This is a genomic window from Streptomyces sp. NPDC029138, assembly GCF_055564375.1.
In genome coordinates this window covers 138,993-155,415 of the sequence record NZ_JBVHWM010000006.1, presented here as the reverse complement: position 1 = coordinate 155,415, position 16,423 = coordinate 138,993, and the positions used below count along the sequence as shown (strand labels likewise).

Here is a 16,423-nt window from a genome sequence, read left to right as displayed (position 1 = left end):
GACGGTCGGCTCGCCGTGCCGCGTGCCGACGAGGCGGGCGGGCGTTCGCTCAGAGCGAACGGTCGTCGTGGGACAGCGTCTCCGGTCGGCCCCAGTCCACCTGAGGTCCCTCGAAGTGGGCGGCGTGGCGCGGCGGATGGGCGCCCGTGCCGAGCACGAACGCGTCCTCGGCTCCGTCGAGCACCCCGCCCGACGGATCGTCGTCGCCGGGCCGGCGCACCACGTCCCGCTCCGGCATGAGGATGTCCCGTACGACGACGGCGCACAGGTACAGCGTGCCCAGCAGGTGAAGGACGATCGCCCAGTGGTAGCCCTGCGTCGGCAGGCCCTTGTGGGCGTCTCCGCTGGTCGTGTAAGCGAGGTACAGCCAGATGCCCAGGAAGTACGCCACCTCGCACGCCTGCCAGATCAGGAAGTCCCGCCACTTGGGCCGGGCGAGCACCGCCAGCGGCACCAGCCACAGGACGTACTGCGGGGAGTAGACCTTGTTGGTGAGGACGAAGGCGGCCACCATCAGGAAGGCCAGCTGGGCGAAGCGCGGCCGGCGCGGGGCGGTGAACGTCAGCGCGGCGATGCCGAGGGAGCAGAGCCCCACCAGCACCGTGGCGGCTGTGTTGACGAACTCGGTGGTGGGCGGATTGCTGGAGTTCTGTGCCCAGATCAGCCAGAAGGAGCCGAAGTCGACGCCGCGCTCCTGGCTGAAGGTGTAGAACTTCGCCCAGCCCTCACGGATGTGGAAGCCCGTGGCGTCGTGGGCGATCATCACGGGCAGGTTCACCACGAGCCAGGCGACCACCGCGCCGCAGACGGCCTTGAAGAACGCGCGCCACTTGCCGGCCCGCCAGCACAGCACCAGCAGCGGCCCGAGAAGCAGGACGGGATACAGCTTGGCGGCCGTGGCGAGCCCCAGGAGGACACCGAAGGCGAGGGCGCGGCCCCGGGACCACATCAGCATCGCGGCGGCCGTCAGCGCCACCGCCAGCAGGTCCCAGTTGATGGTCGCCGTCAGCGCGAAGGCGGGCGCCAGGGCGACCAGCAGGCCGTCCCAGGGACGTCGGCGGTGGGTACGGGCCACACACACGGCGATGACGGCGGCGCACACCATCAGCATCCCGGCGTTCACGAACCAGTACCACTGCTCCTGGTGCTGGATGCTGCCGCTGTGCGGGGTCAGCCAGGAGGCCACCTCCATGAACACGCCGGTGAGCACCGGGTATTCGAGGTAGTCCATGTCGCCGGGGAGCTTGTCGAAATACGGCACGAGATGGTCGGCGAACCCGCGGCCCTGGTAGAGGTGCGGGATGTCCGAGTAGCAGGCGTGCGTGTACTGGCTGCTCGCGCCGAAGAACCAGGCGCTGTCGTAGCAGGGCGCCTTCTGGACCAGGCCGAGGGCGAACATGCCGATCGCCACGAGCGCCACGACCCGTACGGGGGTCCACCAGGACGTCCCGAGCAGGGCGTGCCGCCCCAGGGGACCGCCGATCAGCTCACTGCCGGCGGCGGCGACCTCGTCCTCCCTGGCCGGCTGCACCGGTTCTGCCTCGGCGGTCCGCACGGGCTCGGGCTCGTGCACGCTCGCTGGCGTCATCTCTGCACTGGGCATGGGGCACATCCTGCCGTACCTGGCTAGGAAAACGCCGAGGGCCGCCGCACCCGGTGGGTGCGGCGGCCCATGTTTCACGTGAAACACCCCTGGCGGGCGATATGGCCGCCAATCGGTCAGATCACCGGGCTAGCCGGTCTGGCCTCCGAAGAAACCTCCGTTGCCGTTTCCTCGGGTGGTGCCGGTGCCTGTCGTGTCCGTGACCGTGGGCGACGGTGACTCGCCTCCGCCCCCGTCGACGCCGCCCGTGTCCACGCCCCCGCTGCCGTTGCCATTGCCGTTGCAGTTCGTGCCCCAGCCGAGCTGGCAGGACTCGCTCGCCGACGGAGACGGCGTGGTGGTCGTCTTGCTCGGCGTGGGGGTCGGAGTGTCGCTCGGCGTCGGGCTCGGCGTGATGGTGACGCTGGGGGTCGGGGAGGGGGCGCCTGCCTCGTTCTGGACCGTGCCGATCTCGGTGGCCTTCGGGAAGCCGAGGTCGTTCGCGCCCCTGAGTGCTTCCTTCATGTACTCGGTCCACACGAGCGTCGGGATGTCACCACCGTGGATCGAGTCCACACCGGCCGTGCCGTTCATGGACAGCAGCTTGTGGTCCTTGGGATTCTCACGGAACATCGCCACAGAGGTCGACAGCTGCTGGGTGTAGCCGACGAACCAGGCCGACTTGTTCTCGTCGGTGGTACCGGTCTTGCCCGCCGCCGTACGACCGAGGCTCTTGGCCTTCTGACCCGTACCGTTCTGGATGACGTTCTCCAGGACGTCCGTGACGTTGTTGGCGATGTTCGGGTCCATCGCGTCCTCGGGTGCCGGCTTCGGCTTGACGAAGCTGGGCGCATTCACGCCGTTGATCTTGACGGCGGTCACGGAGTACGGGTCCGTCTGTTTGCCGGAGGCGGCGAAGGTCGCGTAGGCGTCGGCCATACGGATCGCGCTCGGCGTGGACGTACCGATGGCGAAGGACGGATTGAGGTCCTGCGACATGCTCTGGTCGAGGATGCCGGCCTCCCTGGCCACGTCCCGGACGTGCGTCATACCCACGTCGACACCCAACTGCACGAACGGCGTGTTGACGGACTGCTCCATGGCCTTGCGCAGGGTGATGTAGCCCCAGGGGTGATCGCTCTCGTTGTTCTGGTAGAAGAACGAGTTGTCCTTGTTGAGGTAATACTCCCCGTTCGGCTTGCGGACCTTGAGATGGTCGTTGCCGTTGTACTTGCTCAGCGGAGAGACGCCCTCGCCCTCGGACTTGTACGTGCCGTACTCCATGGCGGCGGCGAGGACGAAGGGCTTCCAGGTCGAACCCACCGGGACACCCGAGGTGTCCGCGTTGTTGGTGAAGTGCCCGTTCTCGTAGCCGTCACCACCGTACAGCGCGACGATCGCCCCGTCCTTGGGCTTCACCGAGGCCGCACCGAACTGCACGTACTTGTCCAGCTCGCGGTGCTTCGGGTCGAGGCGATCCTTCTGGACGTTCTTCACGGCCTTCGCCAGGGCGTCGACCTTGCTCTTCTCGAAGGTCGTGTAGATCTGGTAGCCACCCTTGTCGAACTGCGCCTCCGTGATGTCGGAGTGGGCGAGGACGTACTTCTTCGCCGTGTCGGCCAGGTAGCTGATCTGCCCGGTCATGCCCTTGGTCGCCTTGCGGCCGTCAGGCATCGGGTACTTCTTGGTGGCCTCCTGGTACTGGGCGTCGGTGAGGTGCTTGTCCTTGTGCATCTCGCCGAGGATCCAGGCCCAGCGCTCCTTGGAGCGCTTCTCGTTGGCCTGCGGGGTCGCCGACTTGTCGAGGTCCTGATTGCCGGCCGGGTCGTAGTACGTCGGACCCTTGAGCAGGGCCGCGAGGACGGCGCACTCGCTCGGCTTGAGGTCGACCGCGTTCTTGCCGTAGTAGGTCTGCGCCGCGGCCTGGATGCCGTAGGCGCCCCGGCCGAAGTACGAGGTGTTCAGGTAGCCCTGAAGGATCTCGTTCTTGTCGAGCTTCGCGCCCACCTTTATGGAGATGAACATCTCCTTGAACTTGCGGGTGAGCGTCTGGTCCTGGCTCAGGTACGTGTTCTTCACGTACTGCTGGGTGATCGTCGAGCCACCCTGCGTCTGGCCGCCCCGCGCCATGTTGGCCACCGCGCGTGCGATACCCATGGGGTCGACACCCGAGTCCTGGTAGAACGACTTGTTCTCGGCGGAGATCACCGCGTACCGCATCGCCTCGGGGATCTGGTCGATGCTGACGTTCTGCCGGTTCACCCCGGTGCCCGTGGCCACCATCTGGCTGCCGTCGGCCCAGTAGTAGACGTTGTTCTGGGACTTGGCCGCGTCGTTCTCGTTCGGGATCGAGACCATCGCGTAGCCGACGCCGACCATCACCACCAAGCTGCCGACGAAGCCGATGAACAGCCCGCTCACCAGCTTCCAGGACGGCACCCAGCGTCGCCAGCCGTACTTGTCGGCCCTGGGGTAGTCGATGAACCGCTTCTTGCCGGGTGCGGTCGTCGCGCGGCCCTTGCCGCGCCCGGGACCGGTCGGCCCGCCCGGGCCGCCGCGCCGGCCGCCGGGGCCGGCGTTGTCGGCCGCTCTGCGTCGGCCGCCTCTCTGGGCAGCACGGCGGGCCTCGGCACGGCCGCCGTAGGAACGCTCCTCACCTCCCGGGTCAGTGGACTCCGACCCCGGGGAACGGGACCCATAGGAGTCGGCAGGGGACCCGGTGGCGCCTCGCGGTGCCGCACGGCGGCCGGAGGACGAGCCGGACTGGCCGCGTCGGGCCGCGGCACGTCCGCCTCCCTGCGGCTGCGGCGGTTTGCGACGGTGCTCGCTCATCGAACGATTACTCCTCGGGCAGGCGCACCCGTGCGCGCCTGGAACGGCGGCTGGTTTCCGGTCCCCCCGAAGTACGGATGTGGTCGGTCCTGCATTCACCCGTACTGCACCAGGGACGACGACGCTCCCCAGGCATCACGCGGTTCCCGGTGGTGTGCATGCCGCACAGACTACGCACCACCAAAACCCGCCGAGCCCCGAAGTTCACCCCAAAACAGGCAACTTGCCTCCTACGAATCGGTGATGTGATCCCGTTCACCACCGCCCCTCTTGTCGCATGGGGTAGGCCGTTCTATCGTCGTGATGTATCGAACCGATACATCAGCACGAGATAAAGACGCTGACAGGCAGTGCGAGACCTGCGGGGCTGACCTGCGGGACCGAGAGGAGGCGACGATGAGCCGGCGCTCCGGCATCCTTGAGTTCGCCGTGCTCGGCCTGCTCCGGGAGTCCCCGATGCACGGCTACGAGCTGCGCAAACGACTCAACACGTCACTGGGTGTCTTCCGTGCGTTCAGCTACGGGACGCTGTACCCCTGCCTCAAGGCGCTGGTCACCAACGGCTGGCTGATCGAGGAACCCGGAAACACCCACGACGACGCACTCGCCGCTCCCCTCGCCGGACGCCGCGCCAAGATCGTTTATCGGCTGACGGCGGAAGGCAAGGAGCACTTCGAGGAACTGCTTTCGCAGACCGGCCCCGACGCGTACGAGGACGAGCACTTCGCCGCACGGTTCGCCTTCTTCGGGCAGACCTCGCGCGATGTACGCATGCGCGTCCTGGAGGGCCGGCGCAGCCGCCTGGAGGAGCGCCTGGAGAAGATGCGCGCCTCGCTGGCGCGCACCCGGGAGCGCCTCGACGACTACACACTTGAGCTCCAGCGCCACGGGATGGAGTCCGTGGAGCGCGAAGTGCGCTGGCTGAACGAGCTCATCGAGAGCGAGCGGGCCGGACGGGACCTGAGGGGTTCCGCGTCCGGGGGGTCCGCTCAGCAGGACACCACCACTGGATCGACGGGCGGCCTGCCCCGTCCCGGGGACACCCCCCGGACGGATACGCCCGACGACACCGCCACGTGAGTCCCAGTCAGGGCCTCACTCGTACACACAGGGAGCAACCGGAATGGGTTCGGTTCGCGTAGCCATCGTCGGCGTGGGCAACTGCGCCGCGTCGCTGGTGCAGGGAGTCGAGTACTACAAGGACGCCGACCCGGCGTCCAAGGTCCCCGGCCTGATGCACGTGCAGTTCGGTGACTACCACGTCCGCGACATCGAGTTCGTCGCCGCGTTCGACGTCGACGCCAAGAAGGTCGGCCTCGACCTCGCGGACGCCATCGGCGCCTCCGAGAACAACACCATCAAGATCTGCGACGTGCCCACCACCGGTGTCACCGTCCAGCGCGGCCACACCCTCGACGGCCTCGGCAAGTACTACCGCGCCACCATCGAGGAGTCGGACGCCGAGCCGGTCGACGTCGTCCAGATCCTGAAGGACAAGCAGGTCGACGTCCTGGTCTGCTACCTGCCCGTCGGCTCCGAGGACGCGGCGAAGTTCTACGCCCAGTGCGCCATCGACGCCAAGGTCGCCTTCGTCAACGCCCTCCCGGTCTTCATCGCCGGCACCAAGGAGTGGGCGGACAAGTTCACCGAGGCCGGTGTGCCGATCGTCGGTGACGACATCAAGTCCCAGGTCGGCGCCACCATCACGCACCGCGTCATGGCGAAGCTGTTCGAGGACCGCGGCGTCGTCCTGGACCGCACGATGCAGCTGAACGTCGGCGGCAACATGGACTTCAAGAACATGCTCGAGCGCGAGCGCCTGGAGTCCAAGAAGATCTCCAAGACGCAGGCCGTCACCTCCCAGATCCCCGACCGGGACCTCGGCGAGAAGAACGTCCACATCGGCCCGTCCGACTACGTGGCCTGGCTGGACGACCGCAAGTGGGCCTACGTCCGCCTGGAGGGCCGCGCCTTCGGTGATGTCCCGCTGAACCTGGAGTACAAGCTGGAGGTCTGGGACTCCCCGAACTCCGCGGGTGTCATCATCGACGCCCTGCGCGCCGCGAAGATCGCCAAGGACCGCGGCATCGGCGGCCCGATCCTGTCGGCGTCCTCGTACTTCATGAAGTCCCCGCCGGTCCAGTACTTCGACGACGAGGCCCGCGAGAACGTCGAGAAGTTCATCCGTGGTGAGGTCGAGCGCTAAAGCGCCCGGCGCCGCTCGCACGAGAACGCTCCTGCCAGGGCTGTGAAGGTCCCCGGGTTCCGCGACCCGGGGACCTTCCGCATGTGTGAGGGTGTGATCCATGCCCGTCGTCAGTGACCTGCGCGTCCTGCTGCGCCTGGGGAACTTCCGGCGCCTGCTGTACGTGCGCCTCCTGTCCCAGGGCGCCGACGGCGTCTACCAGGTCGCACTCGCCGCGTACGTCGTCTTCTCCCCGGAGAAGCAGACCTCTGCCGCCGCGATCGCCTCGGCGATGGCGGTCCTGCTGCTCCCCTACTCACTGGTCGGCCCCTTCGCCGGTGTCCTGCTGGACCGCTGGCGCCGCCGGCAGGTCTTCGTGTACGGCAATCTGCTGCGCGCCCTGCTGGCTGCGGCCACCGCCGCGCTGATGCTCGGCCACGCCCCCGACTGGCTCTTCTACGTGTCCGCGCTGTGCGTCACGGCCGTCAACCGCTTCGTCCTCGCCGGGCTGTCCGCAGCCCTGCCACGAGTCGTCGACAGTGAGCGCCTGGTGCTGGCCAACTCACTCTCCCCGACCGCCGGCACCCTCGCCGCGACCGCCGGAGGAGGCCTGGCCTTCGGCGTGCGGGTCGTGGCGTCGGACTCCGACGCGGCGGTAGTGCTGCTCGGTGCCTTCCTCTACCTGTGCGCGAGCCTCGCGTCCCTCCGTCTGGCCCTCGATCTCCTCGGCCCCGATCGGCACCCGGCGCGCCCCCGCCTCGGTGCCGCGCTCGCCACAACGGCACGTGAGCTGCTCGCGGCCGTGCGACACCTGGCCGCACCCGGACGCAGGGAGGCGGCCTGGGCTCTGGGTGCGATGACGCTGATGCGCTTCTGCTACGGCGCCCTCCTCGTCCTGCTGCTCATGCTCTGTCGCTACGCCCTCGCCGACACCCCTGAGGAAGGGCTACGACTGCTCGGGCCGGCACTGGCACTGTCCGGCGCGGGATTCTTCGCGGCCGCCGTGGTGACGCCGTGGGCGGCGGGGCGGCTCGGCCCCGTGCGCTGGATCGTGGTCTGCTCCGGCACGGCCATGGTGCTGGAACCCGCCCTGGGTCTTCCCTTCGCCGCCGGACCGCTCCTGGTCGCGGCCTTCGTTCTGGGCCTGATCACCCAGGGCGCCAAGATCGCCACGGACACGATCGTCCAGTCCTGCGTCGAGGACGGCTTCCGCGGTCGGATCTTCTCCGTGTACGACGTGCTCTTCAACGTCGCTTTCGTAGGCGCGGCGGGAGTGGCGGCCCTGATGCTTCCGCCGGACGGCCGCTCCGCAGTCCTGGTGGTCCTCGTCGCCGTCATCTATGGCGTGATCTCCGCCGGGCTGGCCCGCTTCGCACGCCGGTAGACAGAGCGAGGGGCGATGTTTCACGTGAAACATCGCCCCTCGGTGTTCCTCGTCCCCGGCGGGTGTTTCACGTGAAACATCGCCTGGGCCGGCTCAGCTCTGCTCGGCCCACCACTCCTTGAGCGCCGCCACCGCGGCGTCGTGCTCCATCGGGCCGTTCTCCAGGCGCAGCTCCAGCATGTGCTTGTACGCCTTGCCGACGGCCGGGCCGGGACCGATCCCCAGGATCTCCATGATCTGGTTGCCGTCGAGGTCGGGGCGGATCGCGTCCAGCTCCTCCTGCTCCTGAAGCTGGGCGATGCGCTCCTCCAGGCCGTCGTAGGCCCGGGACAGCGCCACCGCCTTCCGCTTGTTGCGCGTCGTGCAGTCGGAGCGCGTCAGCTTGTGCAGGCGGCCCAGCAGTGGGCCCGCGTCACGGACGTACCGACGGACCGCCGAGTCCGTCCACTCCCCGGTTCCGTAGCCGTGGAAGCGCAGGTGAAGTTCGACCAGCCGTGAGACGTCCTTCACCAGCTCGTTGGAGTACTTCAAGGCAGTCATGCGCTTCTTGGTCATCTTGGCGCCGACCACCTCGTGGTGGTGGAAGGAGACCCGGCCGTCCTTCTCGAAGCGGCGGGTGCGCGGCTTGCCGATGTCGTGCAGCAGCGCGGCCAGGCGGAGGGTGAGGTCCGGGCCGTCCTCCTCCAGCGCGATCGCCTGCTCCAGGACGATCAACGTGTGCTCGTAGACGTCCTTGTGCCGGTGGTGCTCGTCCCTCTCCAGCCGCAGCGCCGGCAGCTCGGGCAGGACATGCCCGGCGAGCCCGGTGTCGACCAGCAGCGTCAGACCCGTGCGCGGCCGCGCGGAGAGGATGAGCTTGTTCAGCTCGTCCCGGACCCGCTCGGCCGAGACGATCTCGATGCGCCCGGCCATCTCCGTCATGGCGGTGACGACCTCGGGGGCGACCTCGAAGTCCAGCTGGGCGGCGAACCGGGCGGCCCGCATCATCCGCAGGGGGTCGTCCGAGAACGACTCCTCAGGAGTGCCCGGCGTCCGCAGGACACGCGCCGCGAGATCCTCCAGTCCGCCGTGCGGATCGATGAACTCCTTCTCCGGCAACGCCACAGCCATGGCGTTGACCGTGAAGTCGCGGCGAACCAGGTCCTCCTCGATGGAGTCGCCGTACGACACCTCCGGCTTGCGCGAGGTGCGGTCATAGGCCTCGGACCGGTAGGTGGTGATCTCGATCTGATAACCGCCCTTGTGCGCGCCGACCGTGCCGAAGGCGATTCCCACCTCCCAGACGGCGTCCGCCCAGGGCCGGACGATCTTCAGTACGTCCTCGGGGCGGGCGTCGGTGGTGAAGTCCAGGTCGTTGCCGAGCCGGCCGAGCAGCGCGTCGCGGACCGATCCGCCGACCAGGGCGAGCGAGAAGCCGGCCTCCTGGAATCGGCGGGCGAGGTCGTCGGCGACGGGCGCCACCCGCAGCAGCTCGGTGACCGCGCGCTGCTGCGCCTGGCTCAGGGCGGAGGGAGTGTCTTCGTTCGGGTTCGGCACAACAGAAGAGGGTACGTGCCCCGGGCGCCGAGGGGCGCCCCCATAAAACGGTACGGACAGCTCCCGGCATACCCGCCGCAAGCGCTGCTCTTGCGGCGTACGGCCGCTCTCCCCTCGATACTGGATATAGGGGACGGGTCACGGTTGTCCTTCGATCTTGTGGAGGAGACCGCGGCACTTCCCTTCAGCGCGCATCGTTACCATGCGTGGACGCACATTCCGACGACCACTGACGACGACGAGGGACGGGCGAGCGCGTGGCCGAGGCGGCTGACTTCCAGGGGACCAGTGCCTCACCTGCCCGCCGGTGGCTGCGGCGCGCCGGAGCACTGCTCGCCGGGGCACCACTGCTGGCCGGTCTGCTCCAGCTGCCCGCCGCCGGGCCCGCGCAGGCCGCCTCCAGCGGCACCGTGTCCGTCTCCCTGGACTCGCTCAGTCCCAGTGCCCCCACGGACGGCGACACGCTGACCGTGTCGGGCACGGTCACGAACACCGGCAAGCAGGCGGTCACCGACGCCCATGTGGGTCTGCGAGTGGGCCCCCAGCTGACTACTCGCTCGGAGATCGACTCCGTGGCCCGGCACTCCGACGAACCGCAGGGCAGCACCGGCGCCGAGGTCGGCGACAAGTACGAGGAGAAGTTCGACAAGCTGGCCCCGGGCGTCGCCGAGCACTTCACGATCTCCGTGCCCGTGGACAAGCTCGACCTCGGCGACGACGGCGTCTACGAGTTCGGGGTCACCCTGTCCGGCCAGACCTCCGCCCAGGCCTGGGACCAGGTGCTCGGCATCCAGCGGACGTTCCTGCCGTGGCAGCCGTCGGAAGCCGACACCAAGACGAAGACGACGTTTCTGTGGCCGCTGCTCTCCACGGTCCACATGACGGCCAAGACGGGTGCGGGCGAGCTCCAGACGCCGGAGTTCCTCGACGACGACCTGGCCAAGGAGCTGGCCCCCGGCGGCCGGCTGGCCCAGATGGTGGATCTCGGCAAGGACCTCGACGTCACCTGGGTGATCGACCCGGATCTGCTCGCCTCGGTCGACGCGATGGCAGCCGGAAACTACCGGCTCCAGGCCGCGGACGGCACCAGCACACCCGGCTCGCGGGAACACCAGGCGGTCGCCAAGCAGTGGCTGGCGGCCCTACAGAAGGCGGTGGCCGGCAAGGAGGTCGTCGCGCTGCCCTTCGCCGACCCGGACCTGGCCTCCCTGGCGCACAACGGCACCAGCGTCACCGGCTCGCTCAGCCACCTCAAGGACGCCACCGACGTCGCCGCGATCACCGTGAAGACCGTGCTCCATGTCACACCGAGCACCGACTTCGCCTGGCCGGTGGACGGCGCCGTGGACCGGTCGATCATGAAGGTCGCGACCTCCGCCGGCGCCGACCGGGTGATCGCCCGCAGCGACAGCCTCCAGGAGACCGGCGGGCTGCCGTACACGCCGTCCGCCGCCCGCCCGGTCGGCGGAGGCACGACGGCGGTGGTCGCCGACGCCCGGCTGTCCACGGCGTTCGAGGGCGACCTCACGAAGGCGGGCTCGGCCACTCTCGCCGTCCAGCGGTTCCTGGCCCAGAGCCTGGAACTGAACACGCAGACGGACAAGCAGCGCAGCATCGTCGTCGCCCCGCAGCGCATGCCCACGGCGAGCCAGGCGCAGGCGATGGCGGCGGCGCTGAACGCGCTCCAGGGCGGCACCTGGTCCCAGTTCCAGGACCTCACGGCGGCGGCCAAGGACAAGCCCGACCCGGGCGCCACCACGCGCATCCCGTCGACGTCCGCCTACCCCTCCTCGCTGCGCCGGCAGGAGCTGCCGAGGGCGGTCTTCGAGCAGATCGCCCGCACCCAGGACAAGCTCGACAACTTCCGGGTGATCCTCTCCGACCAGTCCCGCGTGGTCACGCCGTTCGGGCGGGCCATAAACCGCGAGATGTCCACGTCCTGGCGGGGCCGGGGCGCTCAGGCGGAGAGCTATCGCGACGGCGTCGAGGCCTGGATCGACGACCTGACCGAGCAGGTCAAGCTGATCGACAAGTCCGAGACCAAGCTCTCGGGCCGGAGCGCCACCATCCCGGTGACCGTCCAGAACAACCTGGTCCAGCCCGTGGACCACCTGGTGCTGCGCCTCACCTCGACCATGCCGACGCGCCTGAAGATCCATGGCAAGGCGTACGCAGAGCAGCCCGTGGAGGTCTCCGGCGGGCACAGCCAGTCGGTGAAGTTCACCACCTCGGCCAACGCCAACGGCCGGGTCACGGTCATCGCCCAGCTGTACACCGAGGACGGCCAGGAGTACGGCGACCCCGTCAGCTTCGACGTGAAGGTCACCGAGGTCACGCCCACCGTGATGCTGGTCATCGGCGGCGGCGTCCTGCTCCTGGTGCTCGCCGGCTTCCGGATGTACACCCAGCGCAAGCGCGCGGCCGCCCGGCAGGCCGACGAGGACGGCCCCGGCACGGCGGGGGAGGACGCGGGCGAGCCCGGGAACCCGGGAGCGCCCGGCGACCGTCTCCCGGAGGAGTCCGACTCCGCCTCCGGGGCAGACGACCCGGAGCACCCGAGTGACCCTGCGCCGGACACCGCACCGGAAAGCGCCGACCCGTCCGGGACGGGTGAGAGAGTGGACCGTTGAGCGATGTCGTGGCCGGTGGGCCCGGGACGATGAGGTGGGGTAAGCATGAACGCGCCGTACGACGGTGACCGCGGTCAGGGCGCGGCCGGCTCGGGCTACCCCGAGCCGCCGCCCGAGCCCGGCCAGGTGCCGCCGCAGCACGCGGCGGACATGTATCTCCAGGACGCCTACGAGCAGGACCCGTACCGGGCGCGCGACCTGGCCGCCCAGGACCCGGTCGCCGAGGCGCTGTACGACCGTGCCGCGCATCCGCCGCCGCCCCCGGGCACGTACGACCAGCAGCAGCCGCTGTACGCCCCGCCCGCCCAGTCGCCCTACGCCCCCGACCCGAACGTGTGGGCGCAGACCCCGGCGCCGGAGCCCGGGAGCGCGGCCCAGTACCTGCCGTACGGCGAAGACCCGCGCACGACCCAGTTCGTGGGCGTGGACGACCTGGTGTCGCACTCCGGCGAGGAGTACCACGAGCCGGACGCCTTCGCGCACCTCTTCAAGGACCAGCAGCACAGCGGCGGCCACGCGCCCATGGACCCCCCGGCGTTTCCCGGCCCCGCCGCCGCGCCGGGCGGTGGGCACGGCCCCGCCGGGCAGTACCCGCCGCCGCACGGCCACAGCCCGCAGCAGAGCCACCCGTACGCCGGCACCGGCTACCCGGCCGGTCCGTCCGCCACCGGATACCCGGCGCAGTCCCAGGTGCCCGCCCCGGCCGCCGCTCCCGACCCCGCCGGTCCGCCCGGGACCGTCGAGCCGGAGGCCACCACGGCCGGTGACACGGCCGCTCCCGCCAAGAAGGGCGGGCGGGCCGCCGGACTGCTGAAGTCCAGTGCGGTCATGGCGGCGGGCACGATGGTCTCCCGCCTCACCGGCTTCATCCGCTCCGCGCTGATCGCCGCCGCGCTGGGCCTCGGCTTCCTCGCCGACTCCTTCCAGGTGGCCTACCAGCTGCCGACGATGATCTACATCCTCACCGTCGGCGGCGGCCTGAACTCCGTGTTCGTGCCGCAGCTGGTGCGTTCCATGAAGGAGGACGAGGACGGCGGCGAGGCCTTCGCCAACCGGCTGCTGACCCTGGTGATGGTGGCTCTGGCCGCCCTGACCGGACTCGCGATGTTCGCCGCGCCGCTCCTGGTGCGGATGCTCGCCAACCCGGTGGCCAGCAACCCGGCGGCGAACGAGGTCGCGGTCACCTTCACCCGCTACTTCCTGCCCTCGATCTTCTTCATGGGCATCCACGTGGTGATGGGTCAGATCCTCAACGCGCGCGGCAAGTTCGGCGCGATGATGTGGACCCCGGTCCTGAACAACATCGTCATCATCGTGACGCTCGGCATGTTCATCTGGGTCTACGGCACCGCCGCCAACTCCCACATGGACGTCACCAGCATCCCGCCGGAGGGCCAGCGCCTGCTCGGCGTCGGCGTGCTGCTCGGCCTGGTCGTCCAGGCACTGGCGATGATCCCCTACCTGCGCGAGACCGGCTTCCGGGTCCGGTTGCGCTTCGACTGGAAGGGCCACGGCCTGGGCAAGGCCGCGATGCTCGCCAAGTGGACGGTCCTGTTCGTCCTCGCCAACCAGGCGGGCGCCATGGTCGTGACCCAGCTGTCCACCGCCGCCGGCAAGGACTCCGGCGTCAAGGGCACCGGTTTCGCCGCCTACGCCAACGCCCAGCTGATCTGGGGCCTGCCGCAGGCCATCATCACCGTCTCCCTGATGGCGGCCCTGCTGCCGCGCATCTCGCGCTCGGCCGCCGAGGGCGACGCGGGCGCCGTCCGCGACGACATCTCCCAGGGCCTGCGCACCACCGCGGTCGCCATCGTGCCGATCGCCTTCGGGTTCGTCTCGCTCGGCATCCCGATGTGCACGCTGATCTTCGGCTCCGCCGGCACCGGCGCGGCCACCAACATGGGCTTCATGCTGATGGCCTTCGCCCTCGGCCTGATTCCCTACTCCGTGCAGTACGTCGTCCTGCGCGCCTTCTACGCCTACGAGGACACCCGCACGCCCTTCTACAACACGGTCATCGTGGCGGTGGTCAACGCCGGCGCCTCGGTCCTCTGCTACTTCCTGCTGCCCCCGCGCTGGGCGGTCGCCGGCATGGCCGCCGCCTACGGCCTCGCCTACGCCATCGGGGTGGGCGTCGCCTGGCGCCGGCTGCGCAAGCGGCTGGGCGGGGACCTGGACGGCTCCCGGGTGCTGCGGACGTACGCACGGCTGGGTATCGCCTCGGTCCCGGCGGCCCTGCTCAGCGGCGCGGCCTGCTACGGCATCGGGCACACCCTCGGCCTGGGCGTCGTCGGTTCGTTCGCGGCGCTGGTCGCCGGCGGGGTCGTCCTGTTCGGCGTCTTCTTCGTCGCCGCCCGCCGGATGCGGATCGAGGAACTCAACTCGCTCGTGGGAATGGTGCGCGGGCGTCTGGGGCGTTGAGGCGGGGGTAGGCGCACAACCATCGTCCGCTGCTGTGTGTCGTGCATAGCGGCGGACTGTGGGCACAATTGGTTTCGGCGTCGGACAGCGTGCAACGGATGGGGAGGCAGGGACGACGGTGGCGGAACGGAGCACGGCTGCCGTCGACGTGGCAGACAACAGCGGTGAGCAACCGCTGACCGCCAAGGCGGACCAGTCCACGGCCGACGGGGTGGCCAAGAACCCGGAGCGGGACACGGACAGCGAAGAGGCACAGGGGAGCGGCGGAACCGAAGGTCCCGGACGGAAGGCCTCGCCTCCGGAGTTGCACAGCGGTCACAAGCTCGCCAGACGCTACCGGCTGGAGGAGTGCGTCACCCGTCTGGACGGATTCAGCAGTTGGCGTGCGGTCGACGAGAAACTCCGTCGTGCCGTCGGCGTCCATGTACTGCCCGCGGACCACGCCCGGGCCCGCTCCGTCCTCGCCGCCGCCCGGTCCTCCGCGCTTCTCGGCGATCCACGTTTCGTCCAGGTCCTCGACGCCGTTGAGGAGAACGACCTGGTCTACGTCGTCCACGAGTGGCTGCCCGACGCCACCGAACTGTCCACGCTGCTCGCCGGCGGCCCGCTGGAGCCGCACGACGCCTACCAGATGGTCAGTCAGGTCGCCTCCGCCATGGCCGCCGCCCACCGGGAGGGTCTCGCCCATCTGCGGCTGAACCCGAACGCCGTGCTGCGCGCCTCCACCGGACAGTGGCGCATCCGCGGCCTCGCCGTGAACGCCGCCCTGCGGGGCATCAGCTCCGCCACCCCGCAGCGCGCCGACACCGAGGCGATCGGCGCCCTCCTGTACGCCGCGCTGACCCAGCGCTGGCCCTACGAGAGCGACGCCTACGGGCTGTCCGGTCTCCCCAAGGACATCGGCCTCATCGCCCCGGACCAGGTGCGGGCCGGTGTGCACCGCGGCCTGTCCGAACTCGCCATGCGCGCTCTCGTCAACGACGGTGCCACGGCGTCCCGTCACGAGGCTCCGTGCACCACGCCGGAGGAGTTGGTGAAGGCGATCGGCGAGATGCCGCGCATCCGCCCGCCCGAGCCGGCGTTCACGGCCCCGCCGGAGTACCAGCGCACGACCTACCAGCAGGGCACCTACGGCCGCCCGGCCCCGCACCCCGGGGCCACACAGCCGATCGCTCCCCCGCCGCCCCCGTTGCAGAGCCGCACCGGAAAGGCCCTGAAGTGGGCGGTGTCGGCCCTGCTCATCGCCGCCCTGGGCCTGGGCAGCTGGCAGCTGGCGGACGCTCTGATGGACCGGGGCGACAAGTCGGACGACACCAACAAGAGCCAGACGACGGACGGCGGCGACAAGAACGCCGCAAAGCCGAAGCCGACTCCGATAAAGATCCAGAACGGCCAGGAGTTCGTGGCCAAGGGTGACGCCCAGAGCCCCGGCAACGTCCCCAAGACCTACGACGGCGACGCGTCGACGTACTGGAAGACCAAGAGCTTCAACGAGGGTCCGACGATCGCGCCGTTCAAGCCGGGCGTCGGCATCGTGTACGACCTCGGGTCGGCCAAGAAGCTCAGCGCGGCCACCATCGACCTCCGCTACGGCGGTGACCACACGACGGTCGAGCTGTACTCCGCGGACTCGCTGTCACCGGCCTCGCTGGACTCCATGACGAAGATCGGCAGCACCACGACGGCGGGCACCACCGCCACGGTGAAGGTCACCAAGGCGGTCAAGACGCGGTACGTTCTCGTCTGGCTGACGGCCGTGCCCAACTCGGGGTACGACTCCACCCTGTACGCCAGCGCCGGTTACAAGCAGGCCATCGGCGAAGTGAAGTTCACGGGCTGACGTCTCACCCGGA

Annotated in this window: 9 protein-coding genes; 6 read left to right on the top strand and 3 right to left on the bottom strand. The window is 69.6% G+C overall.

Going from position 1 to position 16,423, the window contains the following annotated elements:
- Positions 1-49 precede the first annotated feature (49 nt).
- Entirely contained in the window at positions 50-1,603 is a 1,554-nt protein-coding gene (locus ACZ4WH_RS08965) for a glycosyltransferase family 87 protein (protein WP_468178133.1), read from the bottom strand.
- 129 nt (positions 1,604-1,732) lie between these two features.
- Entirely contained in the window at positions 1,733-4,414 is a 2,682-nt protein-coding gene (locus ACZ4WH_RS08960) for a transglycosylase domain-containing protein (protein ID WP_468178131.1), read from the bottom strand.
- 396 nt (positions 4,415-4,810) lie between these two features.
- Here ACZ4WH_RS08960 and ACZ4WH_RS08955 point away from each other — a divergent pair, with 396 nt between their 5' ends.
- The 3 genes from ACZ4WH_RS08955 (at position 4,811) to ACZ4WH_RS08945 (ending at position 7,983) form a co-directional block, all read left to right on the top strand.
- A complete protein-coding gene (locus tag ACZ4WH_RS08955; protein ID WP_468178129.1) occupies positions 4,811-5,494 on the top strand; it encodes a PadR family transcriptional regulator in 684 nt (227 codons plus the stop codon).
- Between the two features lie 43 nt (positions 5,495-5,537).
- The gene (locus tag ACZ4WH_RS08950; RefSeq protein ID WP_468178127.1) at positions 5,538-6,620 is read left to right on the top strand and encodes an inositol-3-phosphate synthase; all 1,083 of its coding nucleotides are present in this window, start codon (positions 5,538-5,540) and stop codon (positions 6,618-6,620) included.
- A 100-nt stretch (positions 6,621-6,720) separates the two neighbouring features.
- Complete coding sequence (locus ACZ4WH_RS08945) at positions 6,721-7,983, top strand: MFS transporter (RefSeq protein WP_468178125.1); 1,263 nt, start codon at positions 6,721-6,723, stop codon at positions 7,981-7,983.
- Between the two features lie 93 nt (positions 7,984-8,076).
- Here the strand turns inward: ACZ4WH_RS08945 and ACZ4WH_RS08940 are convergent, their stop codons facing one another.
- Positions 8,077-9,519, bottom strand: a complete 1,443-nt coding sequence (locus ACZ4WH_RS08940; protein ID WP_468178123.1) for a CCA tRNA nucleotidyltransferase — start codon at positions 9,517-9,519, stop codon at positions 8,077-8,079.
- Between the two features lie 257 nt (positions 9,520-9,776).
- Here ACZ4WH_RS08940 and ACZ4WH_RS08935 point away from each other — a divergent pair, with 257 nt between their 5' ends.
- From ACZ4WH_RS08935 to ACZ4WH_RS08925, 3 genes are all read left to right on the top strand, one after another.
- A complete protein-coding gene (locus ACZ4WH_RS08935) occupies positions 9,777-12,149 on the top strand; it encodes a DUF6049 family protein (protein WP_468178121.1) in 2,373 nt (790 codons plus the stop codon).
- Positions 12,150-12,194: 45 nt separating this feature from the next.
- A complete protein-coding gene (gene murJ / locus ACZ4WH_RS08930) occupies positions 12,195-14,570 on the top strand; it encodes a murein biosynthesis integral membrane protein MurJ (RefSeq protein WP_468178118.1) in 2,376 nt (791 codons plus the stop codon).
- 118 nt (positions 14,571-14,688) lie between these two features.
- Positions 14,689-16,410 carry a serine/threonine protein kinase gene (locus tag ACZ4WH_RS08925; protein WP_468178116.1) on the top strand — a complete coding sequence of 574 codons (1,722 nt, stop codon included), beginning with the start codon at positions 14,689-14,691 and terminating at the stop codon, positions 16,408-16,410.
- Positions 16,411-16,423: the final 13 nt, after the last annotated feature.

What these genes read in the sequence shown, in the direction of transcription:
- ACZ4WH_RS08965 (WP_468178133.1), bottom strand. Translation starts at nt 1,603, where the DNA reads ATGCCCAGTGCAGAGATGACGCCAGCGAGCGTGCACGAGCCCGAGCCC.
- ACZ4WH_RS08960 (WP_468178131.1), bottom strand. Translation starts at nt 4,414, where the DNA reads ATGAGCGAGCACCGTCGCAAACCGCCGCAGCCGCAGGGAGGCGGACGT.
- ACZ4WH_RS08955 (WP_468178129.1), top strand. Translation starts at nt 4,811, where the DNA reads ATGAGCCGGCGCTCCGGCATCCTTGAGTTCGCCGTGCTCGGCCTGCTC.
- ACZ4WH_RS08950 (WP_468178127.1), top strand. Translation starts at nt 5,538, where the DNA reads ATGGGTTCGGTTCGCGTAGCCATCGTCGGCGTGGGCAACTGCGCCGCG.
- ACZ4WH_RS08945 (WP_468178125.1), top strand. Translation starts at nt 6,721, where the DNA reads ATGCCCGTCGTCAGTGACCTGCGCGTCCTGCTGCGCCTGGGGAACTTC.
- murJ (WP_468178118.1), top strand. Translation starts at nt 12,195, where the DNA reads ATGAACGCGCCGTACGACGGTGACCGCGGTCAGGGCGCGGCCGGCTCG.